This window comes from Stenotrophomonas sp. 24(2023), from assembly GCF_030913365.1.
In the GTDB taxonomy this organism is placed as follows: domain Bacteria; phylum Pseudomonadota; class Gammaproteobacteria; order Xanthomonadales; family Xanthomonadaceae; genus Stenotrophomonas.
Genome location: NZ_CP133160.1, coordinates 2039405 through 2061617, shown reverse-complemented (window position 1 = coordinate 2061617; position 22213 = coordinate 2039405). Strand labels below are relative to the sequence as shown.

The window sequence follows — 22213 nt, the reverse complement described above, 5'->3', positions numbered from 1 at the left end:
AAGATTGTGCGATTTCGAACAATCGCCGTGTCCGCGCCTTTCTAGAATCCGCGCTCAAGTGCCTCCGGCCTTGATCCACCGTCCCCACCGGCGTTCTGCAAGGGCCCGTCATGCCAAAGGCTACCGCCTCCATTCTCCTCATCGCGCTGTTTTCATCAATCGCTACCGCCCGCGCCGCCGAAGGCTCCACCGGCGTCTACCTGCTGGGCATGAAGGGCCAGGGCGCGGCGCTGGCGCCACCGCCGGGGCTGTACTACCAGAACGACAGCTATTTCTATCGCGGTTCGCTCGGCGGCAGCCGCGTACTGCCTACCGGCGGTCGCTTCGCCTCGGGCGTGGACGCCGATGCGTTCGTCAACCTGTCCACGCTGCTGTGGTCCACGCCGTGGCAGTTCGGCGGCGGGCGGCTGGGCCTGAGCGCGACCCTGCCGGTCGGGCGCAAAAGCCTGGATGCCAGCCTCGTCACGGACTTCCCGCGCCTGGGTGGCGGCAGCACGCGCGGCCGCTCGGATGCACTGACCACCTACGGTGATCCATCGCTGGGCGCCAACCTGTCCTGGCGCTCGGGCCGCCTGTTCTGGCAGACCGGGCTGTCGGTGAACGTGCCGGTCGGCGACTACCGCCGTGACCGTCTGGCCAACGTGTCCTTCAACCGCTGGGGCACCGATCTCACCACCGCGGTGACCTGGCTGGATGTCGAAAAGGGCCGTGACCTGTCACTGGCCGCCGGTTACACCGTCAACGGCAGCAACCACGCCACCGACTACCGCAGCGGCGATGAGCTGCATCTGGAAGCCGCCGCCAGCCAGTACCTGTCACCGGCATGGTCGCTCAGCCTGCTGGGCTACCACTACCAGCAGGTCAGTGGCGATTCGGGCAGCGGCGCACTGCTGGGCCCGTTCAAGGGGCGCACCTCGGCGATCGGGGCCGGCGTGTCCTACAGCTTCCAGGCCGGTGGCCGGGCCATCTCCACCCGCCTGAAGTACTTCCATGAAACCGCGGTCGAGAACCGCGCACGCAGCAACAACCTGTTCCTGACCGTTTCCCTGCCCCTGTCGACCAAGGAGTGAGCCCATGACACCGCAGAAGATCCTCGCCCTCGCCCTCATGCTGGCCGCTGCCGGCGCCGCTGCGGCGCAGACCGCCACGCCCATTCCGGTCAACACGGACAACTTCGTGCGCGCCGAGAGCGATGTCTACATGGGCAACATCGTGGCCGACGGCGGCTTCGGAAAGTTCGAGCATGCGCGCAACTTCCCCGCGCTGGACAAGCAGCTGATCATCCGGCTCAACCGCGACACGCTGTACTCCTATGCCGTGGTGGACCTGGACGCCTCACCGGCCACGCTGGTGATGCCCAATGCGGGCACACGCTACATGGCCGCGCAGATCGTCAACCAGGACCACATCACCGTCGGCCTCTGGCATGACCCGGGTCGCCACGTGCTGACCCGCGAGGAGGCCGGCACGCGCTACGCGCTGATCATCATCCGCACCCTGGTGGATGAGACCAGCGCCGCCGACATGAAGCGCGCCCACCAGCTGCAGGACGCACTGGCCATCGAGCAGGCGAACACAGGCCGCTTCGAGATCCCGGCCTGGGACAAGACCTCCCATGACCAGGTCCGCAAGCTGCTGCTGGGCCTGGTCGCGCGCATTCCCGACTACAAGCGCATGTTCGGTAGCCGCGAGCAGATCGAGCCGGTGCGCCATCTGCTCGGCACCGCCGCCGGCTGGGGCGGCAATCCGGAAAGCGAGGCCATCTACGCCGGTGGCGCGGTGGCCAACAACGATGGCAAGGCGGTCTACCGCGTGCACGTGCAGGACGTGCCGATGAAGGCGTTCTGGTCGCTGTCGGTCTACAACGCCGACGGCTATTTCGAGCCGAACCCGCTCAAGCGCTATTCGGTGAACAGCGTGACCGCGCACCGGCAGGCCGATGGCAGCATCGACGTGCAGTTCGGCGGCTGCGCGCCGACCACGCCGAACTGCATCCCGACCATGGCCGGCTGGAACTACCTGGTGCGCATCTACCGTCCTGAAGCGTCGGTGCTGGACGGCCGCTGGACCTTCCCGGTGCCGGTGGCCGTCGCGACACCGTAAGCCCGGTACGCTGGTAGCGGCGGCGTCAGGCCGCCGCCCCCAGCGGGCGCTGGCGCGTGGCCGGGGTGCCTGCTTCCAGGGTGAACACGCTGACCGCGTCGCTCAGCTGCACCGCCTCTTCCTTCATCGACCGCGCGGCATCGGCAGCCACATCGGCCAACTGGCTGTTGAGGGTGTTCATTCCGGCCAGGCGGTCCAGTCCTTCATCCACCCGCGCGATATCACCGGACTGCGCCTGCGATGAGGTGGCGATATCGCCGATCATCGCCCGCACCCGGTCCACGCTGTCCACGATCTGTTCCATCGTCTGCCCGGCACGCTCCACCAGTGCCGACCCTTCGGCCACCTGGCCGTTGGCATCGACGATGAGCGTGCGGATCTCGCGCGCCGCCGCGGCCGAGCGCTGCGCCAACGTGCGCACCTCACCGGCCACCACCGCAAATCCCTGCCCATGCTCGCCCGCACGCGCCGCTTCCACCGCCGCGTTGAGCGCGAGGATGTTGGTCTGGAACGCGATGCCATCGATCACCGCGGTGATGTCGGCGATGCGCAGCGACGAGGCCTCGATACGCTGCATCATTTCCACCACGTCATGGGTGGCGCGGCGGCCGGCGGTGGCCACATCGGTGGCGGCCAGCGACAGGCCATTGGCCTGCTGGGCCAGGCGGGCGTTGTGCTGCACCGCGCTGGCCAGCGTGCGGATGGAGGCGGTGGTGTCATCCAGGCAGGCGGTCTGCGCCTCGGTGCGCGCGGACAGGTCACCGTTGCCCTGCGCGATGTCGGCGGCCGCTTCATCGATCCGCCGTGCGCCGCGCTGGATCTGCCCGATCATCTGCGTCAGCTGCGCCACCGTGGTGTTGGAATGGCGCGACATCTGCCCGAAGACACCGGCGGCGGCTTCGTCCATGCGGCCGGTCAGCTCGCCGCGGGCGATGGCCTGCAGCACGGTCGAGAGGGCGCCCAGGCTGGCATCGGCGGTGGCCATCATGCCGTTGAGGTTGTCGATGATGTCCTTGAAGGTGAACGCATAGCCCTCGGCCACGCCCCGGTGGGAGAAGTCGCCATCGCGGGCCGCCTGGCTCAGCTCGCCGATGTCGGCGCTGATCGACACCAGGTTCTGCTTGGCCTGCTGCACGGTCTGCGACAGGCGCGCCTTCTCGCCCGGGTAGCTGGGCATGTCCGGGCTGAGATCGCCGACCGCATAGCGGCCCATCACCTCGGCAATGGTCATTTCCGTGCGCACATGGGCATCGACCAGCGCATTGGTGTCGGCCACCATCTGCCCGAACTGGCCCGGCAGTGCGGTGGCATCCATGCGGTAGCTGATCTGCCCCTCGGCATGCCGCGCGGCCATGCCGGCCTGCGCCGCGATGACCTCGCGCAGGCGCTCCTGCATGGTGGCCATGGCCCGCAGCAGCTGCGCGCACTCGTCGCGGCCAGCGATGGCCACGTCCGCGCCCAGGTCGCCACCGCCGATGCGCTGGGCCAGCCGCAGCGACTGCTGCAGCGGCCGCACCACGCTGCGGGTCAGCAGCAGGGCGATGGCCGTGCCCAGCACCAGGGCCAGCACCGTGAGCACGATCATCAGGTAGGAGAACGCGCGCGCCGTGGACGCCGCCCTGTCGGCCGCCGCGCGGTTCTTCTGCTCTTCATGGTCGATCAGCGCGTTGATCGCGCCCAGCCACTGCACGAAGGCCGGGCGGGCCTTGCCCAGCAGCAGCGCCGTGGCCGCTTCGGCATCGTCCTGCGCGCGCAGCGCACGGACCTGCTGCACGGTCGGGGCGATGTCACGGGCGATCGCTTCGATGGCGGCGAACTGCCGCTTCTCTTCGGCATCGTCACTGCTGCGCAGCTGCGCGCGCAGGGCCACGGTGGCCTTGTCATAGTCGGCGGCCAGGCGGTCGATCAGCGCCAGCGCCTGCTCGCGCTCGGCACCGGCCGGCAGCAGCACCACATCGCGCAGCGCGATGGCGCGGTCGTGCACGCTGCCGCGCTGGTCGATGGCATGGCGCTGCTTGACGCTGTTGATGTCGTTGATCTGGGTGAGGTTGGCTTCGATGATCCGCACACGCTGCACGCCAACGGCGGTGAGCACCATCATCAACGCGATGAGCGTGGCGAAGGCCAGCATCAAGCGCCGACCGATGGACAGATTCTGCAGCCACGACATACCGGACATGGTTCCACCCTGCTTGCAGCGGCGTGCCTTACCCGGAATGGATGCAGGGTCGTCGCGTGAGCGGTATCGGCGGGGTGGGCGCCCGGTTGATGGCGTGATCGATTGATTGTTTCGATGGAATAAAACCGGATCGCAGCGCGTCGTTGCAGGTGGATCACAACGTTCCATGCGTGGCTTTCCAGCGGCCCGGCCGCAGGTGCCGCCTGGGGGAAGCGGCACCTGGGCACGATGGGCAGACGATCAGAGCTCGATGTCTTCCGCACCCGGCGTGGCGGTGGGGAAGGCCGGTTCCGGCTGCGCCGGCTGGAACGGGTCGCTGCTCTGCCCGGCCAGCGCCTTCAGCGCAGCGGCGACACCGGCGCCGTAGGCCGGATCGGCCTTGCTGCAGTTGTCGATATGGCGCTGCTTGATGAAGTCCGGCGCATCGCCCAGCGCGCGGGCGGTGTTGGCGAACAGGCGCTGCTGCTGCGCCTGGTCATAGCTGCGGAACAGCGCACCGGGCTGGCTGAAGTAGTCGGCATCGTCTTCGCGGAAATTCCAGAAATCCGCATCGCCCCGGATCTTCATCGGCGGCTCGCGGTAGGCCGGCTGTTCCTGCCACTGGCCGAAGCTGTTGGGTTCGTAATGCGGCAGGCCACCGTAGTTGCCATCCACGCGCATCGCGCCATCGCGGTGGTTGCTGTGCACCGGGCAGCGCGGGGCATTGACCGGAATCTGGTGATGGTTCACGCCCAGGCGGTAGCGCTGCGCATCGGAGTAGGCGAACAGCCGGGCCTGCAGCATCTTGTCCGGGGATGGGCCGATGCCCGGCACCAGGTTGCTCGGGGCGAACGCGGACTGCTCGACGTCCTGGTACCAGTTGTCCGGGTTGCGGTTCAGCTCGAACTGGCCGACTTCGATCAGCGGGTAATCGCTCTTGGGCCACACCTTGGTCAGGTCGAACGGATGGATGCGGTAGGTTTCCGCCTCCAGCTCCGGCATCACCTGCACGAACAGCGTCCACTTCGGGAAGTCGCCCTTCTCGATCGCCCCGAACAGATCGCGGCCGTGGCTCTCTCGGTCGTGGCCGACCAGGCTCTGCGCCTGCGCATCGGTCAGCGACTCAACGCCCTGCTGGGTGACGAAGTGGAACTTGACCCAGAAGCGCTCGCCATCGGCATTGATGAAGCTGTAGGTGTGCGAGCCGAAGCCGTTCATGTGGCGGAAGCTGCGCGGGATGCCGCGGTCGCTCATCACCACCGTCACCTGCAGCAGTGCCTCGGGCAGCAGGGTCCAGAAATCCCAGTTGTTGCGTGCGCTGCGCAGGTTGGTGTGCGGGTCGCGCTTGACCGCCTTGTTGAGGTCCGGGAACTTGCGCGGGTCGCGCAGGAAGAACACCGGCGTGTTGTTGCCCACCAGGTCCCAGTTGCCTTCTTCGGTATAGAACTTCAGCGCGAAGCCACGGATGTCGCGCTCGGCATCGGCCGCGCCACGCTCGCCGGCCACGGTGGTGAAGCGGGCAAACATCGGCGTCTGCTTGCCGACCTCGCCGAACAGCCTGGCACGCGTGTAGCGGGTGATGTCATGGGTCACGGTGAAGGTACCGAACGCACCGGAGCCCTTGGCATGCATGCGGCGTTCGGGAATCACCTCGCGGTTGAGGTTGGCAAGCTTTTCCAGCAGCCAGACATCCTCCATCAGCAGCGGGCCACGCGGGCCGGCGGTGCGGCTGTTCTGGTTGTCCACCACCGGCGCACCGAACGCCGTGGTCAGTGGCGTGACCGGGGCATCACCGTGCTGCTGCTTCGGCGTGGTGCTGAGATCGCGCTGCTGCTGCGCGCCCTGCTCGGGCGCCGGTGCGCTGTGGTAGGGGCACGTTGCGGTTTTTCCATCGGACTGGCTCATGGGCTGGCTCCTGTGGGTGATGGGGAAGGCGGAGAGTCGGCTGCCACTGTAGCCAGACCCGGATCGAATAAATAATTGAATGAAACTGCACCATTCATAGGTATTTCCTATGAATTCTCCGTGCAGCATCGCGGGTCGATTATTCCCTGCTGCCCCGCGCATGCGTTCACGACTGCATCACGCTGGCGCATGCCGGTATCGGTGTTCATCGCATTGCCCTGCACGATCACCGCCCGGCAGAAAGCAGCGCGCATGGCAGCCATGAGCGGGATGGAACGCAGATCGACGCTGCCCGGCAGCGCGTCCCCGGGCGCCCTCTCGTGGCGGTCGAGTTCAGCGTCCGTGACCTCGACCGGGCACCCGGCCATGTCGTGCTGCAGGGTGCCCCGCAGCGGCGTATCGTGCCGCCCGACGACGCACACGGGCTGACGCTGGTATTCACGACGGCGACATCGCCTTCCCGCACCGTCATGCCTCACGCGCGGCGATGACCTGCACATCCATCCGCTTGAACGCGGTGGGCACGTCACCACGGGCAACGCCGGTGCACGGAACGGCAACGCCATACGCGGGTAGCTGTCGGCGGCAGGCATCGTCGTTGTCACCGCGCAGCGCTCCACCGGCGGTCATCGACGCACCCTTCGCGCCCACGGCGGCAACCCGGCCAGCCGTTACTGCTGCTGCAGCGTGATGCTCGGAGGGCTGTGCACACGGCTGCGGGAGGACGACATGCACCCGCGTCGAGTTCCCTGAACGCGCGCCTTATTTATATACCAGTCAGTTCAAAATTCAGGGGCGATTTCACCAACAAACGGATAATTCACACCTGTCGACCGCGTCCTCCCTCCCCTCCCATGGACGCGGCCGACACATCAAAAAAATTAAAAGGTGTATCCCGATGAACAAGATGTCCCTGCTGGCCCTGGGTCTGGTTGCTGCCCTGCCGTTCGCGGCGTCGGCGGCCGATGGCCTGTCGTACAACTACGTTGAAGGCGGCTACGTGAACACCGATGCCCGCGGCGGCGATGCCGACGGTTGGGGCGTCAAGGGTTCGGTGGCGGTGCACCCGAACTTCCACATCTTCGGTGACTACAGCGCGCAGGAAACCGACCGCAGCAAGAACGACGTCGACCAGTGGCGCCTGGGCGTGGGCTACAACTACACCGTGGCCCCGAACACCGACCTGCTGGCCCGCGTGGCCTACCAGAAGTTCGACCCGAAGCACGGCTTGGACTTCAACGGCTACTCCACTGAAGTCGGCGTGCGCACCGCGTTCACCCCGAACTTCGAAGGCTACGTGCTGGCCGGCTACGAGGATTACAGCAAGAAGCACGGCGTCAACCCGGACGGCGAGTTCTACGGCCGCGTCGGTGCCACCGCCAAGTTCAACCAGAACTGGGGCCTGAGTGGCGAAGTGAAGCTGGCCAAGGCCGGTGACCGTGAATGGTTTGTCGGTCCGCGCTTCACTTGGTAACAAACGCACGTTAGCGTAGGCGTCTCCCGGCGTGTGACTCTCTCTCTCCCTCACGCCACTGAAGCCCGGCCTTGTGCCGGGCTTCTTTTATTTCAGCGATGGGTGGGAAACGCATCCACGCATGGCGTGGATCTACAGGTGGGCTCTGCGCGGGCTCATCCACGCGTGGCGTGGCTCTACCGGGGCTCGCGGCATGGGTCCATCGGGATACCGCGCGCACAAAAAAACCCCGGCACGGCGCCGGGGTTCTTCGTGGCGATCTGCCGATGGCAGCGTCAGCGGAACAGGGTGTCGGGGTATTCCGGTTTCTGTTCGCGGGCCAGCAGGGTCTGCAGGCCTTCGGCCGGCGTCTGTTCGCCGTGCAGCACGGCACGCACGCCTTCGGAAATCGGCAGGTCGATGCCGTGGCGGCGCGCCTGGCGCATCACCTCGTCAGCGGTCTGCACCGATTCGACCACCTGGCCGATCTCGCGCACGGCGTCCTGCAGGGTCTGCCCGCGGCCCAGGGCAAGGCCCAGGCGGCGGTTGCGCGACAGGTCGCCGGTGCAGGTCAGCACCAGATCGCCCAGGCCGGCCAGGCCCATCAGCGTTTCCGGCTTGGCGCCGATCGCCGCAGCCAGGCGCAGCATCTCGTTCAGGCCACGGGTGATCAGGCCGGCGCGGGCGTTCAGGCCAAGCTGCATGCCATCGGCCACGCCGGTGGCGACCGCCAGCACGTTCTTCATCGCCCCGCCCAGCTCAGCACCGACCATGTCGTCACCGGTATAGGCACGGAAGGCCGGGCCGTGCATCGCCTCGGCCACTACCTGCGCGAATTCCAGGTTGTCACCGTGCACGGTGATGGCCGTCGGCAGGCCCTGGGTCACTTCCTTGGCGAAGGACGGGCCGGTGACCACCGCCAGCGGCACGTCGTCACCGAGGATCTCGCGTGCCACTTCATGCAGGAAACGGCCCGACCCCGGTTCGAAGCCCTTGGTCGCCCACGCCACGCCGGCACCGGCCGGGCGCAGCGGCGCCAGCGCGCGCACCGTTTCATTGAACGCGTGCGACGGGGTCACCACCAGCACCCACGCCGCATCCTTCACCGCCGCGGCCATGTCGGTGGTCGCGCGCAGCGAGGCCGGCAACGGAATGCCCGGCAGGTAGCGGGTGTTCTCGTGGCGCTGGTCGATGGCCTCGACCATGGCCGCATCGCGGCCCCACAGCACGGTCGGGTGACCGTGCCGGGCGAGCAGGCTGGCCAGCGCGGTTCCCCAGGAACCGGCGCCAAGCACGGCGATCTTGTCAGCGCTCTCGTTCATCGACGATGCGGCGGCGATCAGGCGTTGCCGGCCGGCTCGGAATCGGCCAGCGAAGCGCCTTCGCCCTGTTCCTGGCGCTGGCGCAGGGTTTCCGCGTACAGGCCTTCGAAGTTGATCGGCTGCAGGAAGAACGGTGGGAAGCCGCCGGCCTGGATCAGGTCGCTGACCAGCTGGCGCACGTACGGGAACAGGATGTTCGGGCACTGGGTGCCCAGCAGCACGTCGATCGACTGCGGGTCCAGGCCGACCAGGCCGAACACGCCGGCCTGCTTCACTTCGGCCACGTAGGCGGTGCGCTCACCGGCCTTGCAGCTCAGGGTGACGGCCAGCACGACTTCGAAGGCGTTCTCGCCCAGGCGCTGGACCTGCTGGTTCAGGTTCAGCTGCAGCTCCGGCTGCACGGCATCGTTGAAGATGGACGGCGCGTTCGGCGATTCGAAGGAAACGTCCTTGACGTAGATCTTCTCGACGGTGAAAGCCGGACCGGTGGCGGTATCGGCCAGTGCGGCGCCGTTGGTGTTCTCTTCGGACATTGCCTGTTGCTCCCAGAAATGAATGCAATAAAAACGCGTGTTGAATGACAGCTATAGGGTCGGCCGGTGCGCAGCACAAGCCCACCCGCCGTGAATACGGAAAATAAAGGTCAGTTGCGACCCTTGACCAGCGGCAGCTCGGCCTGCTGCCAGGCCGGCAGGCCGCCGTCCAGCACGAAGACCTTCTCGAAGCCGGCCTTCTTCAGCGCCTTGGCGGCGGTTTCCGAGGCGGTACCGGTGCGGCACACCAGCACGACCGGGCTCTGCTTGGCATTGGCGACCAGCTTGTGGTCCGGGCCGAAGGCACTGGCCTGCGCGTTGCGGCTGCCGGCGATATGGCCCTTTTCAAAGTCGCCACTGGCCGACAGGTCGACCACGACCGCGCCACCGGCGGTCATCAGCTGCACCAGTTCGGCCGGCTTGACGCCCTTGAACCCCCGGAACAGGCGGCGGATCTCGGTCACGAGGATGGCCACGGTCAGACCGACCAGCGCCGCGGTCAGCATGGGGTTTCGGCCGGCAAAGGCCAGCAACTCTTCGTAATTCACTCAGGTCACGGGTCGATAAGCGGGCGCCGATTGTCGCACAAGCCGGCAACCGCCCGTCACTGGCCGCGCCACAGGTCCGGCAGGCCCGCCGTCTGCCACCAGCGCTTGGCCTCCGGGTCCCAGCGCCAGCGCTCGACCACCACCACCAGCCGTTCGGCCTGGGTGTTGACGTTGATCACGCCGATCTCGACCCGGCGTTCGACCACGCCATCGGGCAGCGCCGCGCTGGAACGCTCGCGGTAGGAGGACACGCGCAGCTGCGCATAACGCTCCAGCTCGAACTCGGTGGGTGGGTTTTCCTTGCGCTGCCGGGGATCCAGGTAACCGATGGCATCATCCATGCTGCCCCAGCGGATGGTCGCACCGTAGGCGTTCTGGGTGTTTTCCAGCGCGGTGCGCTGCTTGCGGCTCGGGCCGTCGGCGAAGGCCGCCGAACTGGCCAGCAGCAGCATGGACAGGATCAACAACGGGAACAACCGGCGCATCGCACTCTCCCCAGGGCGTAGGCCGCCCATCCTACCCTTTGGGGAAGGCGACGAAGCGACCGGTGAACTCGGCCGCTGCACGGCCGTCGGCCCCGGGCTGGGTGGCCACGATGCTGATGCGTGCCTTGCCGCGCTGGGCAAAGGTGGCCAGGAAGGTCTCCCAGCTGGCGGTGTCGGCCGCCTGCGCATGGGCATGCAGGTCCTCGTAGACCGGGGCCAGGTAGCGCAGCTGGCTGTCGGCCACGTAGACCTCGGCCGGGTGGCCGGCCAGTGCCAGGCGCAGGCTGACCAGCGCCCAGCCGGACAGGGTCAGTACCGAAGCCAGGCTGCCACCGAAGGCATTGCCCTTGTCGTTGACGTTGGCCACCAGCGGCGCGGTGATGCGCAGCACGCCATCGGCGTAGCCATCCAGGCGGATCTGCATCGCGCGCACCGCCGGCATGGTGTCCAGCACGTCCTGCAGGGCGGTCAACGAAGAAGACAGGACATCGGCAGACATCGGCGCAGCAGCCACGGCAACGAAGGGCCCGCATAATGCAGGCAATGGCCGACCATACGATACCCACTGGCTGGACCCTCGTTTCCCTGCGCCCGCAGGGACAGAATGCGGCCCTGCGACGGGCGTCAGGCCCGCTGGGCGGGCATCTGCTGGCACTACCGCCCTGGCGGTTGCGGCGCCAAAGCAGTTCGGTGGTGCTGTCCAAACTGAACGCTGCCCTGATGGCCGACTGCGTGGTGTTCACCAGCCCGGCCGCGGTGCACGCTGCTGCCGCCCTGCGGCCCCTGCCCGCCACAGCGGCGGTGCCGTGGCTGGCGGTCGGCGAAGGCACCCAGCGTGCCTTGCAGGCGCATGGCGTGCAGGGGGTGCAGGCCCCGGCACGGATGGACAGCGAAGGCCTGCTGGCCTTGCCGGTGCTGGCCCAGCCGGGCGGGCAGCGCATCGGCCTGGTCACCGCGCCCGGAGGCCGCGGCCTGATCGCCGCGCAGCTGGCCGCCGCCGGTGCGCAGGTGGTGCGTGCCGATGTCTACCAGCGGGCACCGCTGCGGTTGCCGGCGCGGGCCTTGTCGCGCCTGGCACGGTTACCCCGGCCCTGGGTGCTGGCGGTCAGCAGTGGCGAGGCCCTGGCACGCACCTGGGCACAGCTGCCACCGGCCTGGCAGCAGCAGCTGCAGGCACACGCGCGGGTCGTGGTGGCCAGTGACCGCCTGGCGGCGCAGGCGCAGGCGCTGGGACTGCAGCGTATCGACGTCGCTGGCGGGCCGACCGCCCTGCAACTGGTGCAGGCCGCACACGCCGCGCTCACGGCCCCGGCAGTGACCTGAACAGGGCCGCGATGCCAGCTTGCCGCTGGGCACCCCAACAGGGATGCTGTGTAGCGTACCCGGCCGGCCAGCCGCCGCGACCGACAAGGATGCCCGGATGAACGACACCCTCCCGCCCACGCCCCGACGCCCGCTGCGCTGGCTGCTGCCCGCCACGGCACTGCTGCTGGTCGCTGCCGCCGGCTATGGCGGCTGGCAGTACTGGCAGCAGCTGCAGCGCGAACAGGCCAGCCGCGCGCAGACCAGCGCCGTGCAGCTGCGGGGCCTGGCCGATGCGCTGGACGCCCTGCGCCGTGACCAGCGCGCCACCAGCCAGCGCCTGCAGGACGCTGCGGTGACCAACCGCGTGCTGCGCGATGAAATGCTCGGCCTGTCCCAGCGCAGCGCACTGCTGGAGGAGAACCTGGCCAAGCTGGCCGACAGCACCGCCCACGGCCGCCAGGCGGTCTATCTGGACGAGGCCGAGCTGCTGCTGGGCCAGGCGGGGCAGCGGCTGGCTTACGCCGATGACGTGGAGGGCGCCCGCCGGCTGTATGCGATGGCCGCGACCGCGCTGGGGCACCTGGCCGACAACGACGGATTGAACCTGCGCCAGGCCCTGATCCAGGAGCGCGATGCGCTCGATGCGCTCGGCCAGGGCCCACGCCATGCCGCACGCGCGCGGCTGGCCACCATCGAGGCGGCATTGCCGTCGCTGCCGCTGCAGGTGCAGGCCACCGCCACGCCCGCCTCCGCCGGCACCCCCTGGTGGCAGCGCACGCTGGCGCCCTTCGTGGACATCACCCCGACCCGCCTGAACGGGCCACTCAGCGACGCCCAGCGCCAGGCCGGGCTGGAAGCACTGCAGGTGGAACTGACCCTGGCCCGTGCGGCCATCGAGCGCGGTGACCGCCCCGGCAGCGATGCCGCGCTGCGGCGCGTGGAGCGCTGGCTGCCGCGGCTGTGGCCGGATTCACCAGCCCTGCGCAACGTGCGTGGTGAACTGCAGGGCCTGCGCACGATGCCCCTGCAGCTGGACAGCGCCACCCTGGGCAGCACCCTGCAGCAACTGCGTACCCTGCGAGACCGGAGGTAAATCCCGATGAAGCCATTGCAATCCGTTGTCGTGCTGCTGCTGGCCGTGGCCATCGGCGTGTTCGCCGCACACTGGCTGGGGGCCGCCGACCTGAACCGCTTCGGGGAAGTGATCCTGCGCTATGGCGGCTACGACTACCACAGCAACCTGCCCAAGGTGGCCCTGCTGGCGGTGATCGCCCTGCTGGTGCTGTGGCTGCTGTGGAGCCTGATTGCTGCGCCGTTCCGCGCGTGGGGCCGCTACCGCCGCAAGCAGGGCCGCGTGCGCCTGATCGATGGCCTGCAGGCTTACGAGCATGGCCAGTGGCAGCGTGCGGAAAAGCTGTTCGACGGCGCGGCCGCCGACAAGGAAGTGGCCGCCGTGGCGCTGGCCCATGCCGTGCGCAGTGCGCAGGCCCGCGCCGATGCGGCTGCCAGTGACGCCCTGCTGCAGCGCCTGGCGACCGACGATGCCACCCTGCATGCCCTGCTGCGCGCCGAACAGTTGCTGGAACGCGAGCTGCCGGTGGATGCGATCAACACGCTGGATGCGGCGGCGGTGCAACCGCTGCCGCCGCGCGGCTTGTGGCTGCGTACCGAAGCACTGGCACGCGCCGGCCGTGCGCATGAGGCCTATGGGCAGCTGGGCCCCCTGCGGCAGAGCAAGGTGCTGCCGGCCGAGGTGGCCAGTGAACTGGAAGCACGCCTGGCTGCGCAGGCGCTGCTGGAAGCGGCCGATGTCAACGCACTGGCCGCGCAGTGGGAAACCACGCCGAAGGCATTGCGCCCCACCGCCGATGTGGTGGGTGCCTATGCCACCCGCGCCGTCGCGCTGTCGTGGGACGAACCGGCGCTGCTGGCGCTGGAGCAGGCGCTGGACAACCGCTGGGACGACACGCTGGTGGAGCTGTACGGCCGCCTGCCGGCCGAGCGCCTGGCCACGCGGGCAGCGAACCTGCAGCGCTGGCGCAGCACGCACGATGCATCGGCCGCGTTGCGCCTGGCACAGGGCCGCATCGCCCTGGCCCAGGAACAATGGGATGCCGCCGATGGCTTCCTGCATGAAGCGATCGCTGCCGGTGCCGGCGCACCCGCATGGGAAGCGCTGGGCCTGGCCTTCCTGCAGCGTGGCGAACCGGCGCTGGCGGCGCAATGCCTGGCCAATGCACTGCGCCTGCAGCGCGGCGAAGACAGCCTGGCGCTGGTGCACGCGGCAGCCGCTGCGGGTGAGCCGGCACCGCGCGCCACGGTGGAAGAACACGGCACCGGCGACGTTCCGCCGGTGTACAACGCCAACGAGGACCGCGACGCATTCGGCAACCCGCGTCTGCCGTGACGGCCGGCGGGAGGGGATCCACGCCATGCGTGGATTGCCCACCACCGGCGATACGGAAGCGATACGAAAAAGCCGCCCGATGGGCGGCTTTTTCATGCACGCGGACGCGCGGCGATCAGCGTTCGACGATCGCCACCACGCCCATGCCGCCGGCGGTGCAGATCGATACCAGCGCGCGGCCACCGCCCCGTTCGGCCAACTGCTTGGCGGCCGTGGCGATCACGCGCGCACCGGTGGCGGCAAACGGATGGCCGGTGGCCAGCGACGAACCGAGCAGGTTGATCTTGTCCGGGTCGATGCGGCCCAGCGGCGCGTCCAGGCCCAGGCGGTTGCGGCAGTAGTCCTCGCTCTCCCACGCGCGCAGCGTGCACAGCACCTGCGCGGCGAAGGCTTCGTGGATCTCGTAGATGTCAAAGTCCTGCAGGGTCAGGCCGTTGCGCTTGAGCATCTCCGGCACGGCCACGGTCGGTGCCATCAGCAGACCTTCGCCATGCACGAAATCCACCGCCGACACATGCGCATCGCGCAGGTAGGCCTGCGGTTCGTGACCATGCGCACGCGCCCATTCCTCGCTGGCCAGCAGCACCGCAGCAGCACCATCGGTCAGCGGGGTGGAATTGGCCGCGGTCAGCGTGCCACGGCCGGACACCTTGTCGAAGGCGGGCTTGAGCGTGGCCAGCTTTTCCAGCGATGTGTCGGCACGCAGGATGTTGTCGCGCTCGACGCCGCGGAACGGCGCGATCAGATCGCTGAAGAAACCGCGCTCATAGGCAGCCGCCAGCTTCCTGTGCGAGGCCACCGCCCATTCGTCCTGCGAATCGCGCGAGATGTTCCATTCCTTGGCCATGTCCTCGCAGTGCTCGCCCATGCTCTTGCCGGTGCGCGGTTCGGCCACGCCGGGGAATTCCGGCTTGAGCTCGGAGAACTTGAAGCCGGACGTCAGCGCACGGATCTTGTCGCCGGTGGTCTTGGCCCGGTTGGCTGCCAGCAGGCGTGCACGCAGCTTCTTGCCGTACACGATCGGCACGTCGGAAGTCGTGTCCGACCCGCCACCGATGCCCGATTCGATCTGGCCCAGCGCGATCTTGTTGGCCACGGTGATGATGCTGTCCAGCGAGGTACCGCAGGCGCGCTGCAGGGTGATGCCCGGGGTCAGCGGCGACAGGCCGGAGGACAGCGTCGCTTCACGGCCGAGGTTCCAGTCGCTGGGGTGCTTGATCACCGCGCCCATGGCCACTTCGCCCAACTGCTGGCCATGCAGGCCGAACCGTTCGACAAGCGCCCCAAGCGTACGTACCGACATGCCCAGGTTGCCGACATCCGAATACGCGGTGTTCTGCCGGCAGAACGGAATGCGGACACCACCGAGAATTGCGACGGGACGGGCGTTGGGCATGGAGATACCTGGCAGGAATGAGGGTGTCTGCAACATGGCCTGCACGACAGAGCAGGCATAATGGCACCAAGTGTAGCTGCCGCCCTGTGATGGGCCAACCGTGAAACCATGACCAAACCCGACCCCGCGATGAATGCCCTTGGCGTGCTGGCCCTGGAACTGGCCGGCGGTGAAATCCCGCGCCAGGCCGTGCTGGGTGCCGAACAGGCCGGTGAACTGGCCGAGCGTGTCGGCCGCGATCTGGCCAAGCTGGTGCCGCAGGTGAGTGCGCTGGACCTGGTGTTCGCCGCCGCCCATTTCGACCCGGCCGAGGTGCTGCGCCCTGGCTGGCCGATCCATCGCCGGCTGGAAGAACTGCAGATGCGCGCGCCGGGCCGCAACCAGGGCCCGCGCGTGCTGGCCTTCGGTGCCAATGCCGAGGGCGAGGTGCCGCTGCCCTTCCAGGCCGATGCAACGCTGGCCGGTGGTGGCCTGCGCGTGGTGCCGTTCCTGCTGACCGGCACCGAGGTGGCGGTCACCAGCGAGGTGGCCAACGCGCTGGAAGAAGTGCTGCTGGCCCAGGGCATGGCCCACGCCGATACCGCACTGCTGGCGCAGAACGCTTTCGGTGCCCGCGTTGAGCATGCGCGCTATTTCACGGTCAATGACCTGGCCGCAATGATGTCGATGCAGTACGACAACCAGGGGCTGGCGGCGCTGTGGCCGCTGATCGAAACGGCGATCATGGCCCCCGGTGACGACGAATGGCTCGACACCGCGCCCGAACCGCTGCTGCGCTATACCCATGGCGAAGCCCGCATGGCGCTGTTCGACCCGGCCGGCTGGTGCGCGTACTACAGCCACAGCAAGAACGATTGCGGCCGTCTGCAGGGCATCTACGAGCAGTACCTGATGCGGCAGCGGCAGATGGCAGCGGTGCTCGAAGCGCACGGCGTGCCGGTGCTGTTCGTGCACTGCGAGGCCGGGCAGGACGCGCGCGCGCTGCTGGCGCGCTGAGCGGCGCAGGCATGCCGCCAGGCATGGCCTGGCGCTACCTGCCCCTACGAATCCAGCGGGCATGGCCCGGCGGATTCGATGCAGAAAAACGCCGGCGTCTGCCGGCGTTTTCCGTTTCCAGAAGGTCGTCCTTACGGGGCCTTCTGGATCACCGCGCAGGCCAGGCGTGCGCCGGCGTTGCCGGTCGGCTGGCTGGTGTAGTCGTCCGGGTCGGCGTGCACGATCAGGCCACGGCCGATGATGTCGAAATCATCGCCCTTGCCGATGTTGACGTTGCTCGATACCGGGCCATCGATGGTGGCCACGCCCTTGTCGTCGGCCTTGATGTTGGGCATGTCGCCACCGTGGTGCGGATCGGCGGTGACACTGCCGTGATCCTGGTGGCCCGGATTGAAGTGGCCACCGGCGCTCATGCCATCCGGTGCACTGCAGTCACCCTTCTCGTGGATGTGGAAGCCGTGCTCGCTGCCCGGCTTGAGGCCGCTGACCTGGCCGGTCACGTGCACCTTGCCGTCGACCACGCTGAAGGTAACGGTGCCCTTGGCGTCGCTGCCCTGGGTCGGTGCGAGTTCGGCGGTGGCGGTGGCGGTGGCGGTGGCGGTGGCCGGCGCCGCGGCCGGCGCAGTCTCTGCGGCCGGGGCGTTGCTCTCGGCCGGGGCCGCCGCCGGGGCCTCGGTCTGTGCCGGCGCCGAGGGCTGGCTGCACGCAGACAGGCCGATGGCGGCAATGGCCGCGAACAGGGAGGTGTGGATCAGACGCATGGAACACTCCTTCGGTTGGATGCCCTGGCCTTCAGCGCGTGACGCGGATCAGGCCGCAGGCGATGCGGACGCCGGCATTGCCGGCGGGTTGGCTGCGATAGTCATCAGCATTGGCATGCACGACCAGGGAACGGCCGGCGATATCGGTGGCGGCACCGCCGCCCAGCGTAACGCCCTTGAGATGGACATCGACGTTGGCGCGCCCCTGTGCATCGGCCCGCAGGTTGTCCATGTCCCCCAGGTGGTGCGCGCCGGCACCGGCACGGCCATGGGCCTGCCCGGCAGGATTGAAATGATTGCCGGCGCTGCTGGCATCCACCGCGCTGCAGTCGCCACGCTCGTGCACGTGGAAGCCGGCCACCTGCAGCGGCTGCAGGCCACCGATCAACCCGGTGACATGCACACCGCCCGGTTCAACCACCAGGGCCAAGCGACCGCTGACGATGCTGGCCGACGCCGGTGACAGGTTGGCTTCGGCCTGCTTGGCGGTACTGACCACCGGCACGGCCGGAGCGCTGGGGCGGGTGGGCGGCGTGCTGCCACAGGCCGCCAGCAGCACGGCGGCGGACAGCGGCAGCAGCAGGTGGGTCAGGCGCATCGGGATTCTCTCCTTGCAGGGAACACTACGGACGGCATCGTCCAGGGCGGATCAACAGGTTGGCAATGCCATGCATGCACCGCGTGCACGGCACGTTCAGTGCGGGGTACGGCGGCGGCCGGCGCCAAGCTTGCGGGTGAGCGTGTTGCGGCCCAGTCCCAGCCGCGCGGCCGCTTCGGCGCGGCGGCCATGGGTCAGCTGCAGCGCGGCGTCCAGCAGCGCATGGTCCACGCGTTCACGCACCTGGGCGTGCAACCCTTCGGCGCCTTCGGCCAGGCGCTGCTTCGCCCAGGCCGCCAACAGGGTCTCCCACTGGCCCGGGTCGGCGGAAACGCTGCCGCGCCCACCACGGTCGCGGTGCAGCGCGGTTTCCACATCGGCCACGCCGATGGTGTCGGCGGCGGCCAGCGCGGCCATGCGCCAGCATACGTTTTCCAGTTCACGGACGTTGCCCGGCCAGTCATGCTCGCGCAGGGCCTGCAGCGCGGCGGCGGTGAGCCGCTTGGGCGGCGTGTCCAGCCGGCGCGAGGCGGCGGCCAGGAACGTGCTGGCCAGCTGGGCGATGTCCTCGCGGCGCTGGCGCAGCGGTGGCAGCTGCAGGCGGACCACGTCCAGCCGGTGCAGCAGGTCCGCACGGAATTTCCCCTGCGCCACCAATCCTTCCAGGTCCTGGTGGGTCGCCGCGACCACCCGCACGTCCACACGGATCAGCTCACGCCCGCCCACGCGGAAGAATTCGCCCTCGGCCAGCACGCGCAGCAGGCGCGTCTGCAGCGGCAGCGGCATGTCGCCGATCTCATCCAGGAACAGGGTTCCACCATCGGCCTGCTCGAAGCGGCCGACATGGCGGCGCTGCGCACCGGTGAAGGCACCGGCCTCGTGACCGAACAGCTCGCTTTCCAGCAGTTCGGCCGGAATGGCGGCGGTGTTGAGGGCCACGAACGGGCCCTTGGCGCGTGGCGATTCGCGGTGCAGCGCGTTGGCGACCAGTTCCTTGCCCGTACCGGTCTCGCCGGTCACCAGCACCGCCAGCGGCGCCTGCGCCAGGCGCCCGATGGCGCGGAACAGCGCGCGCATGGCCGGGGTATCGCCCACCAGCTGCGGGGGCTGGTCACGGCCGGCCTCGGCCGGCACCGGGGTGGCCGCCAGGGCCGGTGCCACTTCGGGCAGCACGCGCCGGGCCAGCGCCACGGCATCGTCCAGATCGAACGGCTTGGACAGGAATTCATGCGCACCGCCCCGGAACGCACCGGCAGTACTGGCCACATCGGTATAGGCGGACATCACCACCACCGGCAGCTGCGGATGCGCGGCCTTGAGCTTGTCCAGCAGCACCAGCCCATCATCGCCGGGCATGCGCACATCGGTGAACAGCAGCGCCGGGGCCGGCTGTTCCTGCAGCGCCGCCAGGGCCGGCGCGGCGCTGTCGAAATCCTGCACCTGGTAGCCGGCTTCGCGCAGCGCGGTACTGAGCACGAAACGCACGGCGCGATCATCATCGACCACCCAGATGCGCTGCGCGCTGGACGCGCTGGAAAGGGAATCAGGCATCGCGCAGGACCTCCTGGAGGGCAGCGGCGGGGCCGCCGATCGGCAGCAGCAACGTGAACACGGTATGCCCCGGGCGCGAGCGGTAGGTCAGCGTGCCACGGTGCTCGCGTGCGACCTGCTGGGCCAGTGCCAGGCCCAGGCCGGTGCCTTCGGCACGGCCGCTGACCAGCGGCAGGAACAGGTGTTCGGCCAGTTCTTCGGGCACGCCGCGGCCGTCGTCGGCGATTTCCAGCCGCAGCGCCAGCGTGTGCAGCTGCTCGGCGATGCGCACGCCATGCTCCACCCGGGTGCGCAGGGTGATGGTGCCGGCACCGGCCTGGATGGCATTGCGCACCAGGTTCCACACCGCCTGGGTGAGGCGATCGGCATCGCCATGGAATTCGGGAATGCTCGGGTCGTAATCGCGCTGCAGGCGCACCGCCCAGCCGGCCTCGCTCTCGGCCAGCCGCAGCACGCGTTCCAGCGCCGCGTGGATGTTCAGCGGCGCATGCGGCGCGGCCGGTGCCGGCGACAGCAGCTGCTCGAGCAGGCCGTTGAGGCGCTCGATCTCCGAGCCGATCAGCTCGATCAGTTCGCGCTCGGCGGCATCGCGCTGCGCCGCACGGCGGGCCAGCAGCTGCGCGGCGCCCTTCAGGCCGGCCAGCGGGTTGCGCAGCTCGTGCGCCAACCCCTTCAGCGCCGCACTGAGCGCACTGGGCAGGGCCTGGGTCGGGTCCAGGCCCGGGAATTCATCGACCGGGTGCGCTTCGAGCAGCCAGCCGCCGTCATCGCGGCGGCTCATCCAGCCTTCGGCGAAGCGCGGTGCATCGCCCGGCAGCGCCAGCGCCAGCCGGTGCAGGCGCAGGCTGTCGCGTTCATCGCGGGCCAGGAAATGGGCCAGCGCCTCACCCTGCACTTCCAGCGCCGCCAGCGGCTGGCCCAGCAGGCGGCGGCCACTGACCCCCATCCAGCGCGCAAAGGCCGGGTTGCAGCCGGCAATGCGACCGTCAGCCCCGGCCCAGGCCAGCGGCGTGCCAAGGGTGTCGAGGGACGGCGGGGGAACGGGGTCGGACATTGCACCAATGTAGTGCAAAAGCGGGACGGATGATGGATCGGGCCGGCGGCGGCAGCCGGCCGTCAGACAGGGTAGCCGGTGGCCAGCCGCGCCTTCTTCCAGGCCGCGTCGAATTCGCGCGCGGTGATTTCGTCGTCTTCGTCCAGATCCAGGAATGACACCGGCTGCTCGGCCAGCGGGAAGCGGTCATCGCTGTGGCCGTGCGCGTCGGCCCAGACGGCGGTCATGCCGTAGATCTCCACCTGGCGCACGATCGTGTCACCGCGGGCTTCCAGCAGGACGTTGCCCTTGCCCAGGCCCGATTCGGCCCAGTGCTTGTAATACTTCTTTGCGTTCTTCATTGCGGAGGCCCTGGCCGCCTGCGCGGCCGGAAAGTTCAGGAAAGCGCCATTATCGCCCGGCTCCGCAGTGCGAAGGTGGCCGGTTCAGTTGGCCGGTGCCGGCAGTGCCGCGCCCTTGGGCCACAGCAGCCACATCCGGCCCGCCTGCTTCATGTGCCCGGCCAGGTCGCCGGCGGCATCGCCGGTGCCCCAGTACAGATCGGCGCGCACCTGGCCGGCAATCGCACCACCGGTGTCCTGTGCGGCGACCGGGCGCACCAGCGCGCTGCCGTCCGGGCGCGTGGTGGACAGCCACACCAGGCTGCCCAGCGGCACCACGGTGCGGTCCACCGCCACGCTGTAGCCGGCGGTCAACGGCACGTTCAACGAACCACGCGGGCCTTCCGGGCTGTCCGGGTTGCGCACGAAGAACACGTAGCTGGGATTGCTGCGCAGCAGTTCCGGCACGCGTGCCGGATGGGCCTGGGCCCAGGCGCGGATGCTTGCCATGCTGACGTCTTCCTTCTTCAGCTCGCCCTGGTCCACCAGCCAGCGGCCGATGGCACGGTAGGGGTGGCCGTTCTGCTCGGCGTAGGCCAGGCGCACCTGCGTGCCATCGGCCAGGCGCACGCGCCCGGAGCCCTGGATCTGCAGCAGCTGCAGGTCCATCGGGTCGGTCAGCCAGGCCAGCACCGGGGCCTTTGCCCCCTTGCTGGCAATCGTGCCGGCATCGTCATAGGGCTTGAGCACCTTGCCCTCCAGGCGCCCACGCAGGCGCTTGCCCTTCAGTTCGGGGTAGAGGCTGTCCAGCTGCACCACGATCAGGTCATCGGGCGTGCCGTAGACCGGCACGGTCGCCGTGCCGGTGCGGGTCAGGCTGCCGCTGTAGACCGGCTCGTAGTACCCGGTGATCAGGCCATCGGCGCGATTGTCGGCCGCACGCAGGGCGTACACATCCAGGTCGCGCTGCAGGAACTGGCGGATCTGCGCCGGGTTGCCATCGGCGACGGTGCTGGCCGTGGCGCACGGCTGCGCCCAGACCGCATCGGTTTTCAGGCGGGGGCAGGCGCTGCGCCAGGCCAGGAAACCGGCACGCAGATCGGCATCGGACACCGCCGGCAGCGCGCTCCATTCCACCTTGGTGTAGGGCTTGGCCGTGCCCGGCCGGGCCGGTGCGTCAGGGCGCGGCGCGGTGGTGCTGCAGCCGGCGAGGACGGCGATGGCCAGCAACAGGCCGTGCCTGCGGGTGAACAACGAAGCGGAATCAGTCATGCCGCCATGGTGGAGTGCGGGCCGCTGGCCGGCAAGCCGGGCGACG

The 22213-nt window shown here is 68.9% G+C and carries 23 protein-coding genes; 7 read left to right on the top strand and 16 right to left on the bottom strand.

Annotation, left to right across the window (positions count from 1 at the left end):
- The first annotated feature begins 110 nt into the window (after window positions 1-110).
- Both Q9R17_RS09055 and Q9R17_RS09050 read left to right on the top strand, forming a co-directional pair.
- A complete protein-coding gene (locus tag Q9R17_RS09055) occupies window positions 111-1070 on the top strand; it encodes a transporter (RefSeq protein WP_308158080.1) in 960 nt (319 codons plus the stop codon).
- 4 nt (window positions 1071-1074) lie between these two features.
- Window positions 1075-2103, top strand: a complete 1029-nt coding sequence (locus Q9R17_RS09050) for a DUF1214 domain-containing protein (protein ID WP_308158079.1) — start codon at window positions 1075-1077, stop codon at window positions 2101-2103.
- 25 nt (window positions 2104-2128) lie between these two features.
- Here Q9R17_RS09050 and Q9R17_RS09045 read toward each other — a convergent pair whose 3' ends face one another.
- The 4 genes from Q9R17_RS09045 to Q9R17_RS09030 all read right to left on the bottom strand — a co-directional run bounded on the left by Q9R17_RS09045 (window position 2129) and on the right by Q9R17_RS09030 (window position 6796).
- On the bottom strand, window positions 2129-4273 hold the full coding sequence (locus tag Q9R17_RS09045) for a methyl-accepting chemotaxis protein (protein WP_308158316.1): 2145 nt from the start codon (window positions 4271-4273) through the stop codon (window positions 2129-2131).
- Between the two features lie 249 nt (window positions 4274-4522).
- A complete protein-coding gene (locus Q9R17_RS09040; protein WP_308158078.1) occupies window positions 4523-6166 on the bottom strand; it encodes a catalase in 1644 nt (547 codons plus the stop codon).
- 107 nt (window positions 6167-6273) lie between these two features.
- A complete protein-coding gene (locus Q9R17_RS09035; protein WP_308158077.1) occupies window positions 6274-6534 on the bottom strand; it encodes a hypothetical protein in 261 nt (86 codons plus the stop codon).
- A 100-nt stretch (window positions 6535-6634) separates the two neighbouring features.
- Window positions 6635-6796 carry a hypothetical protein gene (locus Q9R17_RS09030; protein ID WP_308158076.1) on the bottom strand — a complete coding sequence of 54 codons (162 nt, stop codon included), beginning with the start codon at window positions 6794-6796 and terminating at the stop codon, window positions 6635-6637.
- Between the two features lie 268 nt (window positions 6797-7064).
- On the opposite strand from Q9R17_RS09030, the gene Q9R17_RS09025 reads away from it, so the two are divergent.
- Entirely contained in the window at window positions 7065-7640 is a 576-nt protein-coding gene (locus tag Q9R17_RS09025; RefSeq protein ID WP_308158075.1) for an Ax21 family protein, read from the top strand.
- Window positions 7641-7915: 275 nt separating this feature from the next.
- Here Q9R17_RS09025 and Q9R17_RS09020 read toward each other — a convergent pair whose 3' ends face one another.
- The 5 genes from Q9R17_RS09020 to Q9R17_RS09000 all read right to left on the bottom strand — a co-directional run bounded on the left by Q9R17_RS09020 (window position 7916) and on the right by Q9R17_RS09000 (window position 11006).
- On the bottom strand, window positions 7916-8941 hold the full coding sequence (locus tag Q9R17_RS09020) for an NAD(P)H-dependent glycerol-3-phosphate dehydrogenase (RefSeq protein WP_308158074.1): 1026 nt from the start codon (window positions 8939-8941) through the stop codon (window positions 7916-7918).
- Between the two features lie 17 nt (window positions 8942-8958).
- Entirely contained in the window at window positions 8959-9474 is a 516-nt protein-coding gene (gene secB, locus Q9R17_RS09015; protein WP_308158073.1) for a protein-export chaperone SecB, read from the bottom strand.
- Between the two features lie 110 nt (window positions 9475-9584).
- Window positions 9585-10022, bottom strand: coding sequence for a rhodanese-like domain-containing protein (locus tag Q9R17_RS09010; RefSeq protein WP_308158072.1), 438 nt, complete (start codon window positions 10020-10022; stop codon window positions 9585-9587).
- 56 nt (window positions 10023-10078) lie between these two features.
- Complete coding sequence (locus tag Q9R17_RS09005; protein ID WP_308158071.1) at window positions 10079-10507, bottom strand: hypothetical protein; 429 nt, start codon at window positions 10505-10507, stop codon at window positions 10079-10081.
- Window positions 10508-10538: 31 nt separating this feature from the next.
- Window positions 10539-11006 (bottom strand): YiiD C-terminal domain-containing protein, encoded by a 468-nt coding sequence (locus tag Q9R17_RS09000; RefSeq protein ID WP_308158070.1) that lies wholly within the window; start codon window positions 11004-11006, stop codon window positions 10539-10541.
- 35 nt (window positions 11007-11041) lie between these two features.
- On the opposite strand from Q9R17_RS09000, the gene Q9R17_RS08995 reads away from it, so the two are divergent.
- The 3 genes from Q9R17_RS08995 (at window position 11042) to Q9R17_RS08985 (ending at window position 14219) form a co-directional block, all read left to right on the top strand.
- The gene (locus Q9R17_RS08995) at window positions 11042-11830 is read left to right on the top strand and encodes a uroporphyrinogen-III synthase (RefSeq protein ID WP_308158069.1); all 789 of its coding nucleotides are present in this window, start codon (window positions 11042-11044) and stop codon (window positions 11828-11830) included.
- 97 nt (window positions 11831-11927) lie between these two features.
- A complete protein-coding gene (locus Q9R17_RS08990) occupies window positions 11928-12905 on the top strand; it encodes a uroporphyrinogen-III C-methyltransferase (protein ID WP_308158068.1) in 978 nt (325 codons plus the stop codon).
- A 6-nt stretch (window positions 12906-12911) separates the two neighbouring features.
- The gene (locus Q9R17_RS08985; RefSeq protein WP_308158067.1) at window positions 12912-14219 is read left to right on the top strand and encodes a heme biosynthesis HemY N-terminal domain-containing protein; all 1308 of its coding nucleotides are present in this window, start codon (window positions 12912-12914) and stop codon (window positions 14217-14219) included.
- Window positions 14220-14334: 115 nt separating this feature from the next.
- Here Q9R17_RS08985 and Q9R17_RS08980 read toward each other — a convergent pair whose 3' ends face one another.
- Window positions 14335-15630, bottom strand: a complete 1296-nt coding sequence (locus Q9R17_RS08980) for an acetyl-CoA C-acetyltransferase (protein WP_308158315.1) — start codon at window positions 15628-15630, stop codon at window positions 14335-14337.
- Between the two features lie 93 nt (window positions 15631-15723).
- Here Q9R17_RS08980 and Q9R17_RS08975 point away from each other — a divergent pair, with 93 nt between their 5' ends.
- A complete protein-coding gene (locus Q9R17_RS08975) occupies window positions 15724-16611 on the top strand; it encodes a hypothetical protein (protein ID WP_308158066.1) in 888 nt (295 codons plus the stop codon).
- 131 nt (window positions 16612-16742) lie between these two features.
- On the opposite strand, the gene Q9R17_RS08970 is transcribed toward Q9R17_RS08975, so the two are convergent.
- The 6 genes from Q9R17_RS08970 to Q9R17_RS08945 all read right to left on the bottom strand — a co-directional run bounded on the left by Q9R17_RS08970 (window position 16743) and on the right by Q9R17_RS08945 (window position 22167).
- On the bottom strand, window positions 16743-17372 hold the full coding sequence (locus tag Q9R17_RS08970) for a superoxide dismutase family protein (protein WP_308158065.1): 630 nt from the start codon (window positions 17370-17372) through the stop codon (window positions 16743-16745).
- A 31-nt stretch (window positions 17373-17403) separates the two neighbouring features.
- Complete coding sequence (locus Q9R17_RS08965) at window positions 17404-17970, bottom strand: superoxide dismutase family protein (protein ID WP_308158064.1); 567 nt, start codon at window positions 17968-17970, stop codon at window positions 17404-17406.
- A 96-nt stretch (window positions 17971-18066) separates the two neighbouring features.
- Window positions 18067-19521, bottom strand: a complete 1455-nt coding sequence (gene ntrC / locus Q9R17_RS08960) for a nitrogen regulation protein NR(I) (RefSeq protein WP_308158063.1) — start codon at window positions 19519-19521, stop codon at window positions 18067-18069.
- Window positions 19514-20575, bottom strand: coding sequence for an ATP-binding protein (locus tag Q9R17_RS08955; protein ID WP_308158062.1), 1062 nt, complete (start codon window positions 20573-20575; stop codon window positions 19514-19516). The genes ntrC and Q9R17_RS08955 overlap by 8 nt, the downstream gene beginning before the upstream one ends.
- Window positions 20576-20637: 62 nt before the next feature.
- A complete protein-coding gene (locus Q9R17_RS08950) occupies window positions 20638-20916 on the bottom strand; it encodes a hypothetical protein (protein WP_308158061.1) in 279 nt (92 codons plus the stop codon).
- Window positions 20917-21000: 84 nt separating this feature from the next.
- The gene (locus Q9R17_RS08945) at window positions 21001-22167 is read right to left on the bottom strand and encodes an MltA domain-containing protein (protein ID WP_308158060.1); all 1167 of its coding nucleotides are present in this window, start codon (window positions 22165-22167) and stop codon (window positions 21001-21003) included.
- Window positions 22168-22213: the final 46 nt, after the last annotated feature.